Consider the following 18921-nt stretch of genomic DNA (forward strand, 5'->3'; position numbering starts at 1 on the left):
CAATAATATAAAATCTTAAGGATCCCTTTTTAGATAGTTCAATGCCGAATATTCGTAGGTTTTTTTACTTTTGTCACTGTAAACGTTATGATAATTGCGAATTCATTGACACATAACAGACTTTTTTGTGTGAGTTCGGCGTATCCTTTGGTCTCTATTTTCCGTTATTTAACCCTGTTATTTTGGTGGGGTACAATGAGTACAAAAAAAATTAATCGTTTGCGCCCTTTTAGCGCTCTTATAGATTCATGTTGGAAAGAAAAATACACTTTTGCTCGTTTTATTAAAGATTTAATTGCAGGGATTACGGTTGGAATCATTGCTATTCCCTTGGCAATGGCGCTTGCTATTGCCAGTGGTGTTCCACCACAGTATGGCCTATATACTGCGGCCATAGCAGGGATTATTATCGCCATTACTGGTGGCTCACGTTATAGCGTTTCTGGGCCTACCGCTGCTTTCGTGGTGATCTTATATCCTGTTTCCCAACAATTCGGTTTAAGTGGGCTACTGGTTGCCACTTTAATGTCAGGAATTATTTTGCTAGCAATGGGATTTGCCCGTTTCGGTAAATTTATCGAATATATTCCTGTTTCTGTAACATTAGGCTTTACCTCTGGTATCGCCATCACTATTGCGACTATGCAAGTTAAAGATTTTTTTGGCTTGCAGATGGCCCATGTACCAGAAAACTATGTTGATAAAGTAGTTGCACTGGTCAATGCCTTACCAACATTGCAATACAGTGATACCTTGATCGGCATAATCACACTACTGGTACTGATTTACTGGCCAAAGCTGGGTTTAAAGTTACCGGGTCACTTACCAGCTTTAGTGGCTGGAACACTGGTTATGTGGGGTTTATCGCTGTTTGATAAACAAGTCGCGACCATTGGTTCCCAATTTAGTTACTTATTACCTGATGGGACTGAAGGTAATGGTATTCCACCTATTTTGCCTCAATTTATTTTACCTTGGGAGCTTCCCGGAAGTGCCCCTATTAGCTGGTCAATGATTACCGCCTTGATGCCTGCCGCTTTTTCCATGGCTGTGCTAGGTGCGATTGAGTCACTACTTTGTGCCGTGGTTCTGGATAATATGACCGGTAAAAAACACCATTCAAACAGTGAACTTATTGGACAAGGTTTTGGTAATATTGCCGCCCCATTCTTTGGTGGGATCACAGCAACCGCCGCGATTGCGCGTTCAGCGGCCAACGTCCGCGCGGGTGCCACTTCGCCAATCTCTTCAGTCATTCATTCGCTATTAGTATTAATGACTTTATTAGTACTGGCACCAATGCTTTCTTACCTGCCTTTGGCTGCAATGTCATCCTTATTATTGATGGTCGCTTGGAATATGAGCTCGGCGCGAAAAGTCATTGACCTTATTCGTAGAGCACCTAAAGATGACATCATCGTTTTACTTCTGTGTATGTCTTTAACGGTTCTATTTGATATGGTTATTGCTATCACAGTAGGGATTGTTCTTGCCTCTTTATTGTTTATGCGCCGTATCGCGAATATGACCCGAATTAGTGAGCTACCGGAAACCAATGAAACAAAAAGTCGTTTAGTCGTACGCGTCAATGGCCCCTTATTTTTTGCTGCGGCAGAACGTATTTTTGATGAATTAAGAGTCAAAAGTGAAGGTTATGAAACGATCGTTATGCAATGGGATGCCGTTCCTGTACTTGATGCCGGTGGTTTAGAAGCATTCCAGAAGTTTATCGACCTAGTAAAAAAAGATACTCACATTGTTATTTGTGATATTCCATTCCAGCCATTAAAAACTTTGGCCCGTGCACGTGTAACGCCGATTGAAGGCGTACTGAGTTTCCATAACTCTATTGATAAAGCGCTAGAAGAGTTAAATAATCCACAACACTAGGCTTAATAACTCGCCATTGCAGGTCAATGGCGAGTATGTCATTTGCGCATGATTAAGACGACATGCAGTCACTTTCATTGTGACACTGCAATTTTAAACTGAATTTATATTAACTATACATTTTTGCTTATTTATTAATAAGCTACATATAATTTGAAACAAATTGCCATCCTTAATCGCCCATCACACGATGTATCATGGATAACACAATGATCAGTCTCAATAATTAACATACTTAATCTTAGACGATACCAAGATAACGCCTATAGCGCAGAACCTTGACCGCCATTCGTCAACAAGTATTGATATAGGTGATTCATTCCCAACCAGCGGTTTTCACACCATTGAGGAGCCAATAACGTGGGTCGTCGCGCACTCGCACAGATACGATGATAAATAATATCGACTGGCGTATGCCGGATCATTTCTCCCGCAATGTGTGTGTAATCATCTAATGCAATCGGCTCTATACGTCCTGCAAGCCAGCTTTTTGCCATAATACTACCATCGACAATATGCAACGGGTGTAATTTAATACCATCAGTACCGCAATCCAGTACCTTTTCTAAGGTTTGCATATTCATTTGCGCAGTTTCATTGGGTAAACCACAAATAAGGTGGGTACAGACTTTGAGCCCCAGCTTCCGTGCCTTCACCGCTGTTTGTTGATATTCAGAAAAACCATGCCCTCGGTTAATACGATGCAATGTTTTATCATGCGCGGTTTGTAATCCTAGTTCTAACCAAATTTCATAACCTTGCTCACGATAACTGTTGAGTAAAGCTAAAACCTCATCAGGCACACAGTCAGGGCGTGTACCTACGCACAAGCCAACGATGTCAACCTGCTTCAGCGCTTCTTCATATAACTGTTTTAAGATACAAACTTCAGCATAAGTACTGGTATAAGCTTGAAAATAGGCAAGGTAGCGATTGGCTCGGGTGATCTTGGAGACTTGATGGCGAATTTGTTCACAAATAGATTGAGTTGATTGGCTTTCATCAGAAAAAGAGGCAACATGACAAAAAGTACAGCCACCGCGTCCTAGCGTTCCATCGCGATTCGGGCAATTAAAACCACCATGAAGCGTTATTTTATGGATTTTTTCACCGTAACGGCGCTGAAGATCAGCGCCGAACATGGTCACAACTTGGTTAAGCTGCATAATAGATTAGGATTAACGGCTAGTATCTAGCTCTGGAAAACTTTTCACTAACGAATCGATCGCTTGAACTTGCTGTAAGAATGGCTCTAATTTAGCCAAAGGCAATGCTGATGGGCCATCACAACGTGCATTATCTGGATCTGGATGCGCTTCAAGGAATAACCCAGCAAGACCAACCGCCATACCCGCTCTAGCGAGTTCAGCAACTTGAGCACGGCGACCACCTGACGCGGCTCCAAACGGGTCTCTGCATTGTAAGGAGTGCGTAACATCAAAAATGACAGGGCAACCATTTGATGCTTGCATCATAACGTTAAAGCCAAGCATATCAACAACTAAATTATCGTACCCAAAGTTAGAACCTCGGTCACATAAAATAATTTTGTCATTACCACCTTCAATGAACTTTTCAACAATATTGCCCATCTGACCAGGGCTAATGAATTGTGGTTTTTTAATGTTGATCACCGCGTCAGTTTTTGCCATTGCCGCAACAAGGTCTGTTTGACGGGCTAAAAAAGCAGGCAGTTGAATCACATCAACAACTTCTGCAACTGGTTGCGCTTGTGATGGTTCATGCACGTCAGTAATGATTTTCACACCAAAGGTTTCTTTCAATTCTTGAAAGATTTTCATTCCCTCTTCAAGGCCTGGGCCACGATATGAATGAATTGATGAACGGTTAGCTTTATCGAACGATGCCTTAAAGACATAAGGAATGCCTAATTTTTGTGTCACCGTCACATAATGTTCGCACACTTGCATTGCCATATCGCGGGACTCGAGGACATTCATTCCACCAAAAAGAACAAACGGAAGATCGTTTGCGACTTTGATATCGCCAATGCTGACCATTTTTTGTTGCATGCTGTTACCTTTCATATCGAGACAGTTTGCTGTCTGTGCATAAATTAATGTAACACTACTGGAAGATTATCTAATGAATATATCTGAATTTTAATCATTTCAGAAATAGGATCTTCTGGGCAGTGCTCAATAAAATAGTTTAAATCATTCAGTGCTACATGATTACAATCTAGATGTGCGAGAATTAATCCACGGTCACGAATTTCATAAGGATCTTCAGGGTCTAACGTTAATAATGTTTCACACACTTTTAACGCTAATTCCATTTTCTTCTCTTCCATTAAAGAGGCTTTTAGCGTGTCAAATAATTTACGGATGATCACACTATTTTCAGCCACATCGAGCTGGTCATCTTCTAGTTCAGAATAGGGATCAACCGTTCCTTTCATCCATAAATTTAGTGTATGCCAAGTTAGCGTTTCACCATTAACTGGATTAATAAACCATTGTGAGCCATCATTTTTTTGAGCTGATAATAACAGCTGTGTTGGAAATACCGCTGGTTCAATATCGATTTCTAGTTTTTCAGCGATATAAAGGAAAATCGAGCCTAATGAAACTGGTGTGCCTCGTTTGGAAGATAAAACTTTATCTAACCACAGCATATCAGATAGTGCATAAATGCCATCTGCCCCACCGAATTGCCATTGACGATAAAAAAGCATCAATAATTGGTTAATTTTACTTTCATTATCCGCTTTCACATCAATAGCAGTCTTAGCGGCCTCCACGAGACTATCCAACTGAGCCTGTACTTGCATAAGAGGAAAATCGACACGAATGCTTTGGGAGACAATCATAATACCTTCGCTCAAAGGTATTTTGTTAAATTCAATATTTGCTATGGTTTTCATTACCTTTCCACTGCTTTATTCCACTGCCCAAGCGTAATTCTATCTCTACCGCCATAATCTTGGCAGGTTTCGATATTGCTATAACCATACTGTTTGAACAACTCACGAACTGCCACACCTTGCTGCCATCCATGTTCAACAAGCAACCAACCCTGCTGGCTTAGGTATTCTCTCGATTTAGATACAATATGATCTAAATCTGCCAGTCCTTGATTATCTGCCACTAATGCAGTTAAAGGTTCAAATCTTACATCACCTTGTTGTAAATGGAGATCATTTTCATCGATATAAGGTGGATTGCTCACAATCATATCAAAATGTTGTGAAGAAAGTGAGGAAAACCAATTGCTTTGTAAAAACTGCACATTATCAATGGCGAGACGTTGTTGGTTTCGTTGTGCTAAAGACACGGCCTCAGGGTTAAAATCAACACCAACAACTGAGCTATCTAAGCGTTCAGAAGCAAGCGCTAGCGCTATAGCCCCCGTTCCTGTACCGAGGTCAAGAATACGACAACTTTGAGGAGGTAGTCTTGATAAAGCCTGTTCAACAAGGCATTCAGTATCAGGACGCGGAATCAAAGTAGCTGGTGAGACAAATAAAGGCAAAGACCAGAATTCGCGCTCACCGATAATATAGGCAATGGGTTCACCTTGTTCACGGCGGCTCAATAATGCTTCGAGAGCTTGATACTCCGCGGGTGTTAAGGTCGTTTCTGCAAATGCAAAAATAAAACTACGACTCTGCCCTGTAATATGTTGGAGCAGAATTTCAGCATCTCGCTTCGCACTGTCACTGCTCGACAATCTCGCAACCGCTTGATTCACCCATTCGCCGTATTGCATTAGTCTTGCTCAGACAATGCAGAAAGTTGATCTGCTTGATATTCATTAATAATTGGCTGAATCAGCCCATCAAGTTTTCCTTCCATCACTTCATCTAAACGGTAAAGTGTCAGGTTGATACGATGATCCGTGACCCGACCTTGTGGGAAGTTATAAGTTCGAATACGGTCAGAACGATCACCCGAACCTAAAAGGTTACGGCGCTCTGAAGCTTCTGCTGCTTGACGTTTATCCATTTCAGCTTGTCGAATACGCGCACCTAATACAGACATCGCTTTGGCTTTGTTTTTATGTTGTGAACGCTCATCCTGACATTCAACCACAATGCCAGTTGGAATATGCGTAATACGGATTGCCGAATCGGTGGTGTTAACGTGCTGTCCACCCGCACCGGAAGAACGGAAGGTATCGATACGTAAATCAGCTGGATTGATCTCTGGCAATTCAGCCTCAGGCAATTCAGGAAGGATGGCCACTGTACAAGCTGAAGTATGGATACGTCCCTGAGATTCCGTTTCTGGCACACGCTGCACACGATGACCACCAGATTCGAATTTCAAGCGTCCATAAACACTCTCACCAGAAATCTTGGCGATAACCTCTTTATAGCCACCGTGTTCACCATCACTCGTGCTCATTAGCTCGACACGCCAACGGTTAGCTTCTGCATAACGGCTATACATACGGAATAAATCGCCGGCAAAAATAGCCGCTTCATCGCCGCCAGCTCCTGCGCGGATCTCTAAGAAGCAGTTATATTCGTCATCAGGATCTTTTGGCAGCAACAACAATTGTAATTGTTGTTCAAGCTCTTCATTGCGCTCTTTAGCTTCTTTCAGCTCTTCCTGAGCCATTTCTTTCATTTCAGGATCATCTAACATCATTTCTGCTGTTTCGATATCTTCCTGTACAGTTCGCCACGCTGAAAAACATTTAGCGACATCTGTCAGTTGAGCATACTCTTTTGAAAGGGCTCGGAAGCGCCCTTGATCAGCAATCACACCTGCATCGGCAAGGTGTGCTTGAATTTCTTCATAGCGTTCCTGTAATGCTTCCAGTTTTGCGACAATAGAAGGCTTCATTCGTTATATCAGACCCATAATTAAAATGTGGTTATTGATGGTTCAGCCCTAAGCTGTCCCTAAGTAGATTCAGACGTTCCATATCACCATCTCCAGCGGCTTGCTGTAAAGATTTAGTCGGTGCATGGATCAGGCGGTTGGTCAATTGTTGGGTAAGTTGTGTGATAACTTGTTCAGGGTCTGCACCCTGACTAATCGCCGCGAGTGCTTTTTCTGTCATACCCGCGCGGATTGCCTCAGCCTGCGCTCTGTAATCGCGAATTGTAGACACTGCGGCTTGCGAGCGCAACCAATCCATGAAATGGCTGCTTTCTTGTTCAACGATAAATTCCGCTTCAACCGCTGCTGCTTTACGCTGAGCTAAGTTTTGCTGAATAATCGACTCAAGGTCATCCACTGTATACAGATAAACATCCCTAAGCTTTTCAACATCGGGTTCAATATCGCGAGGAACCGCAATATCGATTAATAACATTGGTTTACTACGACGGATTTTCATTGCTCTTTCGACCATCCCTTTACCAATAATCGGTAATGGGCTTGCCGTTGAGCTGATAACAATATCCGCTTGCGCCAGCCGAGTATCAATGTCAGGTAGTGTGATCACTTCCGCATTAACCTCATTGGCTAATAGCTCAGCTCTTTCACGAGAACGGTTTGCTATCATCATTTTCTGTACACCATGTTCACGTAAGTGACGAGCCACTAATTCGATCGTTTCGCCCGCCCCTACTAACAATATATTCAGGTGTTTAAGTGACTCAAAGATTTGCCTTGCTAAAGTACAGGCAGCAAAAGCAACAGAAACCGCATTCGCACCGATCTCTGTTTCGGTACGAACACGTTTTGCGACAGAAAATGATTTTTGGAACAAACGCTCTAGTTCACTCGACAAAGAATGATTATCTTGTGAAAGTGCGAATGCTTTTTTGACCTGACCGAGAATTTGAGGTTCACCGAGAACTAAAGAATCTAAACCACTAGCTACTCGCATCAGATGGCTAACCGCGCGATCACCTTCGTGCCAATACAAGCTTGGTTTCAAATCATGATCGTTGATATCGTGAAACTCACATAACCACTGGATCAGTTGCTCTTGAGCACGCTCTTGTGATTCAAGACTCAAATACAGTTCGGTTCTATTACAGGTCGACAGCACGACGCCACCGCTAACTTGGGGCTGTTTTAGTAACTCCTCAAGTGCATGGTCAATTTTTTCTGGTCCGAAAGCCACTCGCTCACGCAAGGCCACCGGTGCCGTTTTATGATTGATGCCTAATGCTAATAGGGTCATTGTGCTTAACTACATTGCTCACATTGCTAATTATTTTTTCAGCAGTATAACCACACCACTGTTAATTGTTTACCCGCTATTGTAGATGATCTAGGCCACGCTTTCTATGGTCTACACGTAATGAAAACCATAAAGATGATCAACTCCTAACTTTTTCAGTACCAATGATGAAGAAGTTAGCCGATAACAATACTATTAGTCATGTTATTTTACACCGGATTATATTCGAGATGTACCATTTTTTTATTATATATATTAAGAAATTATCAATATTGATAATATATAGTGAGAATACGGTCACTTAACAGATCAAATCCATGATCACTCTCGTTTTCCTATTGTATAGATAGGCAAAACTTCTTCAATCCGATTGATAATTTGGTCGTTTTAACGCAATATTTCCGTTCCTTGTCGCGCTATTTTCTCTTTCCATGTTATCCATGACGATAATTTTCTCGATTGCGATAACAGAGATGCTTCGGCAAGAGTCACCATTATTGAAAGACGCGTTGTTATTTTTCACCCGATGATTTTTGAGAGTCGCTATGCAACTGTTTACTACTTGGTCTTTTCTGGGTCCTTCCTCCACTCGAGGCTTTTGGCGCTTATTACCACTTTCCTGTTTGTTGCTAACGGCCTGTGTCACCACAAAACAGACGACAACATCAGGTACTGGTTCCTCTGCGGATCCTGAATGGAAAGCTCACTTACAAGAAGTGAACGCGCTTCGGAATTACCAAACACGTGGCTCTTTTGTCTACGATGGTGGTCAAAGTAAAACCTATGCCAAATTCTTCTGGCAACAATATACACCTGAAAAATATCGCTTATTGTTAACAAACCCTCTGGGTAGCCGTGAGTTAGAACTCACCGTAGAACCCGATTTAGCACGTCTGACGACAAAAGATGGACAAACTCATATGAGTGACGTGCCTTCAGAGTTGATTTATCAACTTACAGGCATGGAGATCCCTCTTGACGACCTAACAGCTTGGCTAACGGGCTCTCCGGGACGTGCAACAGAATATGAACTCGATGATAACCATTTACTCAAATCCGTCACCTTACAACAAGGTAATGGTGAAAAATGGCAGCTTAACTATCTTTCCTACGATACCAGCACTAAACCAATGTTACCAAGCAACCTTGAACTGAGTCAGGGTTCGCGCCTAATTAAGCTAAAAATGGATAGTTGGACCTTACAAAAATGACGTTAACATGGCCTTCACCTGCAAAATTAAATCTTTTTCTCTATATCACCGGTCGTAGAGCAGATGGCTACCATGAGCTACAAACGCTGTTTCAATTCCTCAATTATGGCGATGAGATTACGATAACCACTCGAGCTGACGATCAAATCAATCTACTCACCACCATGGCAGGTGTTGAGCCAGAAAAAAATCTAATCGTCAAAGCGGCTAAATTACTCCAATGCTATTGTCGTAATGTCCTTAACCTCTCCAAACCGCTGGGTGCTGATATTCACATTAATAAAATTTTGCCAATGGGCGGTGGTATCGGCGGTGGCTCGTCCAATGCGGCGACCGTGTTAATTGCTTTAAATGAACATTGGGCAACTGCAATTTCAGATGAAACCTTAGCCGAATTAGGTAAAAAACTCGGTGCGGACGTTCCGGTGTTTGTTCGAGGACACGCTGCTTTTGCGGAAGGCATTGGTGAAATTCTGACTCCAGCCACGCCTAAAGAGAAATGGTATCTGGTTGCTCACCCAGGAATTGAAATCTCAACCCCGATGATCTTCACAGATCCACAATTAAATAGAAATTCTCCAAAACGCCCACTACCCGCATTATTACTGGCTCCGTACGCAAATGATTGCGAACCAATTGCAAGAAAACGTTTTCGTGAGGTTGAACAGCTCGTTTCTTGGCTGTTAGAATATGCTCCGTCTCGCCTGACAGGAACAGGGGCTTGTGTTTTTTCTGAATTTGAAACGCAAGCCGATGCCCTAAAGGTGTTAAATAAAGCCCCATCGTGGGTGCATGGTTTCGTCGCTCAAGGAGTGAACGAATCGCCACTGCACAAGTTCCGCGCTGGGATAACCCGTGTATTGCACCAATAATGACAAACTTAACTGTCTTATTGGTCAACAATATCTCTCTGGACGCAAGCCTGAGGTTTTTCTCGTGCCCGATATGAAGCTTTTTGCTGGTAACGCTACACCGGAACTAGCACAACGTGTTGCTAACCGCCTTTACACTAATCTTGGAGACGCGGCTGTTGGTCGTTTTAGCGACGGCGAAGTCAGTGTTCAAATTAATGAAAATGTTCGCGGTGGTGATATCTTTATCATCCAGTCAACCTGTGCACCTACCAATGATAACCTAATGGAATTGGTTGTTATGGTCGATGCGCTGCGCCGTGCATCTGCTGGTCGTATTACCGCTGTTATCCCTTACTTCGGTTATGCTAGACAGGATCGTCGCGTACGTTCTGCCCGTGTACCAATCACCGCTAAAGTTGTTGCCGATTTTCTGTCTAGTGTAGGTGTTGACCGTGTTCTCACCGTTGACCTACACGCTGAGCAGATCCAGGGCTTCTTTGATGTTCCTGTTGATAACGTGTTTGGTAGCCCTATCCTTCTGGAAGACATGCTCCAGAAAGATTTGGAAAACCCAATCGTTGTATCTCCAGACATCGGCGGCGTCGTACGCGCTAGAGCAATCGCGAAACTATTAAATGACACTGATATGGCTATTATCGATAAACGTCGCCCACGTGCGAACGTTTCTCAGGTTATGCACATCATTGGTGACGTTTCTGGTCGTGACTGCATTTTAGTCGACGATATGATAGATACTGGTGGCACGCTGTGTAAAGCGGCTGAAGCGCTGAAAGAACGTGGTGCAAAACGCGTATTTGCTTACGCGACTCACCCGATTTTCTCAGGTAACGCCGTCGACAACATCAAAAATTCAGTTATTGATGAAGTCATTGTTTGTGACACAATTCCTCTTTCACCTGAAATTAAAGCGTTGAACAAAGTTCGTACGCTGACGCTTTCAGGCATGCTAGCCGAAGCAATCCGCCGTATTAGCAATGAAGAGTCAATTTCTGCGATGTTTGAGCACTAAGCATTATTAACGAGGTATAACTACCTCGTTTTTTCTATTTGCTCAGCAGCAGAACGTCATGATTTAAGTAGCGCCCCTACGCTTGATATTCAACCGTAGGGGCTTTATGTATTGTCATACAACAACGTTATTCCCTTACCTAACTCTGTTATTTATTGTTATCTACATCTTTCACTCACCGTCAATCTGAACTCAAATGAAAAAATAAAAAGATATTGATGATAACCTTGAGGCCATTCTTTATTGATAGGCTGTATTATCGCCTGTTTATTTCAACTGTTATGTCGCTTTTAACTATCACATAAAAGAAATAAAAATAGAGGTAGGAATAACGTTGGTAATATACTGGGTTGCAATCAGAAGAAATGCGTAAAACAAATTCAGTGTGTTTCAGTCTATCTAAAGATAGTCATTAAATAATCAGCTACTCATACACCAATACACATAGTTGCCAATGCTCCAGTCATTATTACAGTAACATTCACTCAAAACATTGGTATTCAATCCACAAAATAATAGCGGGTCCCCAAATAATAAAGGTGCTGTAATCAGCACCCTTAGAAACGCTTAATTGACTTGAATACGTTATTTTACTTAATTCAATTTATTTAACACAATAATTCTACATTGTATTAAATCAGACAAAATGACTTATGGATAGCGGTGATTATCACGGTTTGAATGGTTATAGTGTTTTATCAACCAGTAACGGTCTGCAACTTTGTCTCTTCCACCTAATCTTGCACCCGCCAGCCAAATCATAGCGCCGACAAAAATGCCAAATAAAGACCCCATCGTAAGCATATCTGGTAAGTTAAGACTAAATACATGAGAAGATAAATTCAGCGCAATGCTTCCTATCATGACAATTAGACCCAACGCCATTAAAATATTACCAATTAAGAGAGCTGTTTTACGTTTCATATCTACCTCCCGTATCAGTAGATTGATAAGCAAAGCATGTTTGAAACTTCCGAAAAAATATATCTTTATGCTGTTATTATAGTGCATTAAGTAAAATTATTTGCGATGGCAATCACAGGGTTAGACTTTTTTCATTATTTCTGTACAAAAGATGCTTTTTATAAAAATATTTTACCCATAACTACATTTTATATTAAATCAGCCCGCATCAGCGCTATTTCAATTTTGTACATCTTCCCCTCTCAGGGTAAACTAGGCCTAATAATTGAATTAACTGACAGTGAACTATTAGCCGTGAGCAAAATAAAACTAATTGTTGGCCTTGCCAATCCTGGTGCTGAATACGCCCAAACTCGTCATAATGCTGGAGCATGGTATGTCGACCAGCTGGCAGAACGTCACCATCAATCCTTAAAAGAGGAAGCCAAGTTTTTTGGCTACACCGCCCGTATCAATTTAAATGGTCATGATGTACGACTCCTCGTTCCGACGACCTTCATGAATTTAAGTGGTAAAGCGGTTTTATCCATGGCTAATTTTTATCGCATCAATCCTGATGAGATTTTAGTCGCTCATGACGAATTAGATTTACTTCCAGGTGTTGCTAAGATGAAACTTGGCGGCAGTAACGGTGGTCATAACGGCTTGAAAGATATCCAAAACAAGTTCAGCAATAACCCTAATTTTTACCGCTTACGTATTGGTATCGGCCATCCAGGCGATAAAAATAAAGTGGTTGGTTTTGTTCTCGGCAAACCAACTGCTACGGAACAAAAGCTGATTGATGAAGCTATCGATGAATCATTACGCTGTACCGACATTTTACTCAGTGATGGAATGGATAAAGCAATAAACCGTCTGCATAGTTTTAAAGCGACAGCGTAAAATCAGCCTATACAAAGAGTTCATTTCATCAAAAACAACTTTTTGTGTATAATCAGCGCCAATTTTCTAACATTCAGGGCAGCACTCGCCTGCCCCTTGCTATTTTAAGGTGAGAAACATATGGGTTTTAAATGCGGTATCGTTGGTCTGCCTAACGTGGGTAAATCCACACTGTTTAATGCGTTGACCAAAGCCGGCATCGAAGCAGCCAACTTTCCTTTCTGTACGATTGAGCCGAACACAGGTGTTGTGCCAATGCCAGACCCACGTCTTGATCAATTGGCTGAGATTGTAAAACCACAACGCATTTTACCCACTACGATGGAATTCGTTGATATCGCTGGTTTGGTTAAAGGTGCATCAAAGGGTGAAGGTTTAGGTAACCAATTTCTAACTAACATCCGTGAAACGGAAGCCATCGGGCATGTTGTTCGTTGCTTTGAAAATGACAATATTATTCACGTTGCGGGTCAAGTAAACCCAGCGGAAGATATTGATGTTATTAATACTGAGTTGGCTCTCGCTGATCTTGATACCTGCGAACGAGCGATCCATCGTATTCAAAAACGCGCCAAAGGCGGTGATAAAGATGCGAAAGCGGAACTCGAAGTTCTGGAAAAATGTTTGCCGCACCTTGAAAAAGCCGGCATGTTAAGAACTTTAGACCTTAGCACTGAAGACAAAGCAGCCATCCGTTACTTAAGTTTTTTAACGCTCAAGCCAACGATGTATATTGCAAACGTGAATGAAGATGGCTTTGAAAATAACCCATATCTTGACACGGTATATAAGATCGCTGAAGCAGAAGGCTCTGTCGTTGTTCCTGTTTGTGCTGCAATCGAGTCAGATATCGCTGAACTTGAAGATGAAGAACGTGATGAATTTATGGCAGATTTGGGAATTGAAGAACCCGGACTGAATCGCGTGATCCGTGCAGGTTATGAATTATTGAATCTTCAAACCTACTTCACCGCGGGCGTAAAAGAAGTTCGAGCTTGGACCATTCCTGTTGGCGCAACTGCACCTCAAGCGGCAGGCAAAATTCACACAGATTTCGAGAAAGGCTTTATTCGCGCTCAAACCATCGCATTTGATGATTTTATTAAATATCGCGGTGAGCAAGGAGCAAAAGAAGCCGGTAGAATGCGTGCTGAAGGTAAAGATTACATTGTCCAAGACGGCGATGTATTAAACTTCTTGTTTAATGTATAAGCCTATACTCTAGTTTTAGATTGTCCCATTAAGCATCATTTAAAAACAGCATAAAATTCATAATATTACTATGGTTTTATGCTGTTTAATGTCTCACTGAATTTCATGAAAACTCACACCTAAATAAATATATTGCTTATTTATCTTCTCTTTTTTCAGTGAGTATAATTATATAAATCCACATAATTACTTGAATTTATTATATTTACTGACACAAAATACAGAACAGCAAAATCTAAAGAAAAACTTTCCGTATCAATGACTTCAACGGTTTGTACCTTGAAGTGAAACCCAATGGTAAAAAAGCTGGTAGTTTCATTTTCAAATAAATGGAAAATCGAGCATGCTAGCATTAGGCAACTACCCATTGGTAACACTAGCTGAAGCCAGCTCTAAATGTGATGATGCTAGAAAACTCGTATCAGCAGGGATTAATCCAACACAAGCTAAGCAACTAGATAAGATCAGAAAAGCAAACGAATCCGCAAATACATTTCAAATCATCGCAAAAGAATGGTTGCAAATGAAAGGTTGGGCTGATGTGACCAAATACCGTCGCCTTGATATGTTGGAGCGCATTTTATTTCCTTCTATCGGTGCATTACCAATAAGAGAAATTACATCTCACTATATTCTCAAAATATTGCAGCGTGAAGTTCAAAGAGGCGCTCCAACGGTTGCTGCTGAAGCTAAACGAACGATATCCGTGATTTTTGAATTTGCGGTTGCCACATTAAGAGCCGATAGTGAGCCAGTATGGGCAATAAGAAAAGCTCTCCCAGCAAACAAAACATAAAAAAGCCCTCACTACGGATCAAATAGGTCAACTACTCAGTAACTTTGATAATAGCCGTGGCACCTTTCAACTGAACTATTGTATGTGGTTAATGTGGTGGACGCTTTCTCGTCCATCTGAAGTCGCTGAGGCGGAATGGTCTGAATTCGATCTTGATAATGCGCTTTGGACTATTCCAGCTGAGCGTATGAAAGCACGAAGAGAACATATTGTTCCTCTGCCTACACAAGCTATTACGATTCTAAAATTTCTTTATGGTTTTACTGGTAACCGTAAACATTTATTTCCCGGTCGTGATTCTTGCCATAAACCAATGTCTACTAACTCACTAAGGCAATTTCTCAAAACGAGAGGTTGGAGTGGTATATATAGCCCTCATGCGACACGCACAACAGGCAGCACACGATTAAATGAGCTTGGATATAGACCTGATGCTATCGAAGCACAATTAGCCCATATGGACTCAAATAGCGTTAGACGTTCATATAACCATGCAACTTATCTTGAAGAGTGCAAAATCATGATATTACCACTGGATACGCAATCCCTAGAATACCGTTGCTTGATTCAGGCTATCGTCTGGCAACGAATCGTGGTTTGGGTCGAGGAAATCGAAGTTGAAGGCGGTACAACCAATATATTGAAATCTGTCTCACCATTTGAATACCTGATTGATACGCACAGCGATGACATTTATCGAGATACGCTCCGCAACAATGCCAGTTCTTACCGTTTTCTAGCCACCCTGCGCCCTGAAACCCCATTAGACGTATTAAGGCAACATGGACGCATTAGTTATCAACCCTGCCGGAAGCTACCTTGTATATCACAAGAAGAATGGCAAGGTTTATGGGTGCCGAATGAGGATGGATGGGAAAGCCTATATGAGAAAAATATTCATCAACCAAAAGGGATTGGTGAGTGGCATGATTTACCTCATAAAAGTATGAAGCCATTGGTGCATGGGCTGCAAGAGGATGGCGGAGATTATTTGCGATATTTGATTTATTGGAAAAGCCAGTGCCAATAATCAAAAAATATGGCACATCACGGAAAACACGCCTATTCCCCAAGGAGGTCTAACCGCTTCCTTTTTATATTCTTTGCTGAATCCGACTAACGCTTTATCTCACCCAGATAAATCCTATTCATCACCTATTATTCAATATTGTTTCACATTCAATTTGTCTTTATGCGCAGTAATCCGTTATCTTAACGTAAATTACTTAACATTAAAGTGGGTAACCTCACTCGCGGCTTATTGTATTTTCGGTTACCACGGTGGACACAAAGGAAATAAGATGAGCTTAATGGATAATGCACTACGACCTTTTTTATCCCATAATCGCTACCAGCTTGCTGTACAAGGTTGCCAGACCCACTTAGATGTTGAGCACTTCACGGGACGTGAAGCCATTAGCGAAACGTACCGTTATCAGATTACCTTTACTTCCACAGAGAAAAACCTGCAAGCGCCACAGTTTCTTCGCCGCAGTGCTGATTTTACCTTTTCGTCACCCACTCCACCGCTGGCTGCGCTGAACACACTGACTGAACCGCAAAAACGTGTTCATGGCGTGATCACCCACTTCAAGCGGCTGTCTGGCTCCGCTGATGAAGCACAATACCAAATTGTGATAGAGCCATTTGTCTCTCTATTACGTCATCAAATGCGCTCTCACCGTTTTTTCTTAAATAAATCCGTGCCGGACGTCATTGACCTCATTTTGCGTGAGCATGACATGAAAGGCTGGGAGTTTGAATTTCATTTGCAGCGCCAATACCCCAAGCGAGAGCAAATTAACCAAATCAATGAGAGTGATTGGCAGTTTATTGAACGCCTGTTAAGTGAAGTGGGGATTTTCTATTCGTTCAGCTTGCAGCCGGATACCAAAACCGAAGTCATTCATTTTGGGGATAGCCAACGTGCGTATGTGTATGATTTGCAGCTCCCGTTAAACAGTCCTTCTGGCATGAATGATAATGGCGTGGAGAGTGTGTGGGGATTATCGCTGCGTCATCAAGTGGTGGAGCGTAGTGTGACCACCAAAGATTACAATCACCGCCAAGCAATGCAAACCTTGCAATCCATTGAAACGGACATGACCCGAGGCAATGGCGACGACATCAATTATGGTGATGTGTACCATTATCAAGCTCGCCACCTTGAGCGCGGTGAGAAGTACCAACCTGAAACGGAAACCGCTCACTTTTGGTCACGCCTTGACCATGAGCGTTTTCTGGCTCGTCAGACTCAGTTGCACGGTAAAAGTAACTCACCGATGCTAACGCCATTATTGGTGCTCAAAATTACCGATAACCAACTGCCTTCAACATTACCGTCTGACTTTCAATCTGAAATCTTAATCACACGCTTGCGATTTTCAGGTAGCCGCAGCAATGCCTTAGTCGTGCAGTTTGATGCAACGTCGTACACCGAAACTTTGTGCTGGCGACCAGCTCTCAAACCTCGCCCCGTGATTGCAGGCACATTGATGGCGCGTATTACCAGTGCCAAATCCCACGATATTTACGCTCATCAAAACGAACACGGTTTTTATTGGGTGAAATTCGATGCCGACCGTGATGAAAAACCGACGGGGTATGAAAGTATGCCCGTACGACTGGCGAAACCGTACGCAGGCGATACCTACGGCATGCACTTCCCGTTAATCCAAGGAACAGAGGTTGCCATTGCCTTCCATGAGGGTGACCCAGACCGACCGTATATCGCCCATGCGTTACATGATTCACATCGTCCCGACCACATCACTGACAAAAATAATACCCGCAATGTCATTCGTACCCCTGCGAATAATAAGCTACGCATGGAAGACAAACGCGGGGAAGAACACATCAAATTCAGCACCGAATACGGTGGCAAATCCCAACTCAATTTAGGGCATCTGGTTAATCAAGGGCGTGAAAAGCGCGGTGATGGCTTTGAGCTGCGAACCGACAGCTGGGGGGCGATACGTGCGGGGAAAGGGCTGTTTATCAGCACCGATTTACGCACTAAAGCCTCTTCAGAACAACTGGATATGCGCGAAGCCAAGCAACAACTGGATGATGCGTTGAACCTAGTGAGCTCCCTACGGGAAGCAGCCGAAGTCGCAAAAGCAGAGCTGGCAGACATGAAAGCTCAGCAACGCTTATTAACTGAGTCCATCAACGAATTGCAGCAGGCAGCGTTATTGCTTAGTGCGCCAGCAGGTATTGCCTTAACCTCACCCAAAACCGTACAGGCTCACAGCGGTGAAAACATTACCCTGACGGCCAATAAACAGGCAGATATCTCAGTCGGTAAAAAAATCACCTTAGCCGCAGGCCAAGCCATCAGCTTATTTGCTCATACCCTAGGAATCAAAGCCTTTGCAGCAAAAGGCAAGGTAGAACTTCAAGCCCAAAGCGATGAAATGCACCTCACGTCACTCAAGGACATGACCGTCACCAGTACCGGCGGTAAAACCGTCGTTGCCGCTAAAGATGAACTGCTATTGACCTGTGGTGGCGCCTATATTCGATTAAAAGGCGGGCAGATAGAGTACGGTAGCCCCAATAACCAAACGGTGAAAGCCACTAATTGGGTGGTTGAAGGACCGGCGTCTATGGATGTCACTCACCCGCAATACCCGCAATCGATGCCAAAACAAACCTTGCGTTTTCAACTGAGCTCCTCACCACAAAGCCCGATGAAGGCGCGTGCATTTGAGCCGTATGAACTGTATGCCAATGGAGCACTGATTTTAAAAGGTATGAGTGATGCGCAAGGTAATGTCCAAATTGACCATGATATTCCCACAGATAGCTATCAACTGTACCTACTCAGTGGGGATCGTTATGACATTACAGTGCCACCACCTGCTGAAGATGATGACAGTAACGAGCCTACAGTCAATATTGGATTTAGACCAAGCGCACCTAGCCAAGAGCGTGAAAATGCACGCATTGGCGATGCATGGGGCCAAAACCTTTCAGAGTTTTTAACCGCATTCAAAAAGGATAAGTAAT

At 42.6% G+C, this 18921-nt stretch carries 15 protein-coding genes and 1 pseudogene; 8 read left to right on the plus strand and 8 right to left on the minus strand.

All coding sequences use genetic code 11. The annotated features are described in order from the left end of the window. Nucleotides 1–195 precede the first annotated feature (195 nt). Nucleotides 196–1890 carry a C4-dicarboxylic acid transporter DauA gene (dauA, locus tag O7C57_RS11625; RefSeq protein WP_269723169.1) on the plus strand — a complete coding sequence of 565 codons (1695 nt, stop codon included), beginning with the start codon at nt 196–198 and terminating at the stop codon, nt 1888–1890. Nucleotides 1891–2153: 263 nt separating this feature from the next. Here the strand turns inward: dauA and O7C57_RS11630 are convergent, their stop codons facing one another. From O7C57_RS11630 to O7C57_RS21645, 7 genes are all read right to left on the minus strand, one after another. Then, nucleotides 2154–3056: a TIGR01212 family radical SAM protein gene (locus O7C57_RS11630; protein ID WP_154623336.1), complete on the minus strand. Its 903-nt coding sequence runs from the start codon at nt 3054–3056 to the stop codon at nt 2154–2156. Nucleotides 3057–3068: 12 nt separating this feature from the next. Continuing rightward, on the minus strand, nt 3069–3923 hold the full coding sequence (gene kdsA / locus O7C57_RS11635; RefSeq protein ID WP_154623337.1) for a 3-deoxy-8-phosphooctulonate synthase: 855 nt from the start codon (nt 3921–3923) through the stop codon (nt 3069–3071). Nucleotides 3924–3967: 44 nt separating this feature from the next. After that, entirely contained in the window at nt 3968–4777 is an 810-nt protein-coding gene (sirB1, locus tag O7C57_RS11640; RefSeq protein ID WP_154623338.1) for an invasion regulator SirB1, read from the minus strand. After that, nucleotides 4777–5622, minus strand: coding sequence for a peptide chain release factor N(5)-glutamine methyltransferase (gene prmC, locus O7C57_RS11645; RefSeq protein ID WP_154623339.1), 846 nt, complete (start codon nt 5620–5622; stop codon nt 4777–4779). The genes sirB1 and prmC overlap by 1 nt, the downstream gene beginning before the upstream one ends. After that, a complete protein-coding gene (gene prfA / locus O7C57_RS11650) occupies nt 5622–6704 on the minus strand; it encodes a peptide chain release factor 1 (RefSeq protein WP_154623340.1) in 1083 nt (360 codons plus the stop codon). Before prfA ends, prmC begins: the two co-directional genes overlap by 1 nt. Before the next feature lie 31 nt (nt 6705–6735). Further along, on the minus strand, nt 6736–7998 hold the full coding sequence (gene hemA / locus O7C57_RS11655; RefSeq protein ID WP_154623341.1) for a glutamyl-tRNA reductase: 1263 nt from the start codon (nt 7996–7998) through the stop codon (nt 6736–6738). Between the two features lie 361 nt (nt 7999–8359). Next, nucleotides 8360–8521, minus strand: a complete 162-nt coding sequence (locus tag O7C57_RS21645) for a hypothetical protein (protein WP_269723170.1) — start codon at nt 8519–8521, stop codon at nt 8360–8362. 49 nt (nt 8522–8570) lie between these two features. On the opposite strand from O7C57_RS21645, the gene lolB reads away from it, so the two are divergent. The 3 genes from lolB to prs all read left to right on the plus strand — a co-directional run bounded on the left by lolB (nt 8571) and on the right by prs (nt 11093). Then, nucleotides 8571–9209, plus strand: coding sequence for a lipoprotein insertase outer membrane protein LolB (gene lolB, locus O7C57_RS11665; RefSeq protein ID WP_375097495.1), 639 nt, complete (start codon nt 8571–8573; stop codon nt 9207–9209). Further along, a complete protein-coding gene (ispE, locus tag O7C57_RS11670) occupies nt 9206–10081 on the plus strand; it encodes a 4-(cytidine 5'-diphospho)-2-C-methyl-D-erythritol kinase (RefSeq protein ID WP_269723171.1) in 876 nt (291 codons plus the stop codon). The genes lolB and ispE overlap by 4 nt, the downstream gene beginning before the upstream one ends. Nucleotides 10082–10145: 64 nt before the next feature. Then, nucleotides 10146–11093 (plus strand): ribose-phosphate diphosphokinase, encoded by a 948-nt coding sequence (prs, locus tag O7C57_RS11675; RefSeq protein WP_006661866.1) that lies wholly within the window; start codon nt 10146–10148, stop codon nt 11091–11093. Nucleotides 11094–11744: 651 nt separating this feature from the next. Here the strand turns inward: prs and ychH are convergent. Then, nucleotides 11745–12017: a stress-induced protein YchH gene (gene ychH / locus O7C57_RS11680; RefSeq protein ID WP_154623230.1), complete on the minus strand. Its 273-nt coding sequence runs from the start codon at nt 12015–12017 to the stop codon at nt 11745–11747. 294 nt (nt 12018–12311) lie between these two features. Between ychH and pth the strand changes: the two genes are divergently transcribed. The 4 genes and pseudogenes from pth (at nt 12312) to O7C57_RS11700 (ending at nt 18920) form a co-directional block, all read left to right on the plus strand. After that, nucleotides 12312–12902, plus strand: coding sequence for an aminoacyl-tRNA hydrolase (pth, locus tag O7C57_RS11685; protein WP_163861917.1), 591 nt, complete (start codon nt 12312–12314; stop codon nt 12900–12902). 120 nt (nt 12903–13022) lie between these two features. Further along, complete coding sequence (gene ychF / locus O7C57_RS11690) at nt 13023–14114, plus strand: redox-regulated ATPase YchF (protein WP_154622881.1); 1092 nt, start codon at nt 13023–13025, stop codon at nt 14112–14114. 201 nt (nt 14115–14315) lie between these two features. Then, a pseudogene (locus O7C57_RS11695) lies at nt 14316–15436 on the plus strand (tyrosine-type recombinase/integrase); the annotation flags it as partial. Between the two features lie 775 nt (nt 15437–16211). Beyond that, nucleotides 16212–18920, plus strand: coding sequence for a DUF2345 domain-containing protein (locus tag O7C57_RS11700; protein WP_154623084.1), 2709 nt, complete (start codon nt 16212–16214; stop codon nt 18918–18920). The last annotated feature ends 1 nt before the right edge of the window (nt 18921 follow it).

Origin of the sequence: Providencia sp. 21OH12SH02B-Prov (assembly GCF_027362595.1) — a bacterium.
Lineage (GTDB): Bacteria > Pseudomonadota > Gammaproteobacteria > Enterobacterales > Enterobacteriaceae > Providencia > Providencia zhejiangensis.

Excerpts from the sequence above, each read along its gene's own strand:
- kdsA (WP_154623337.1), bottom strand. The coding sequence starts at position 3,923 with ATGCAACAAAAAATGGTCAGCATTGGCGATATCAAAGTCGCAAACGAT.
- sirB1 (WP_154623338.1), bottom strand. The coding sequence starts at position 4,777 with ATGAAAACCATAGCAAATATTGAATTTAACAAAATACCTTTGAGCGAA.
- ychF (WP_154622881.1), top strand. The coding sequence starts at position 13,023 with ATGGGTTTTAAATGCGGTATCGTTGGTCTGCCTAACGTGGGTAAATCC.
- dauA (WP_269723169.1), top strand. The coding sequence starts at position 196 with ATGAGTACAAAAAAAATTAATCGTTTGCGCCCTTTTAGCGCTCTTATA.
- prfA (WP_154623340.1), bottom strand. The coding sequence starts at position 6,704 with ATGAAGCCTTCTATTGTCGCAAAACTGGAAGCATTACAGGAACGCTAT.
- hemA (WP_154623341.1), bottom strand. The coding sequence starts at position 7,998 with ATGACCCTATTAGCATTAGGCATCAATCATAAAACGGCACCGGTGGCC.
- prmC (WP_154623339.1), bottom strand. The coding sequence starts at position 5,622 with ATGCAATACGGCGAATGGGTGAATCAAGCGGTTGCGAGATTGTCGAGC.
- O7C57_RS11630 (WP_154623336.1), bottom strand. The coding sequence starts at position 3,056 with ATGCAGCTTAACCAAGTTGTGACCATGTTCGGCGCTGATCTTCAGCGC.
- ychH (WP_154623230.1), bottom strand. The coding sequence starts at position 12,017 with ATGAAACGTAAAACAGCTCTCTTAATTGGTAATATTTTAATGGCGTTG.
- O7C57_RS11700 (WP_154623084.1), top strand. The coding sequence starts at position 16,212 with ATGAGCTTAATGGATAATGCACTACGACCTTTTTTATCCCATAATCGC.
- ispE (WP_269723171.1), top strand. The coding sequence starts at position 9,206 with ATGACGTTAACATGGCCTTCACCTGCAAAATTAAATCTTTTTCTCTAT.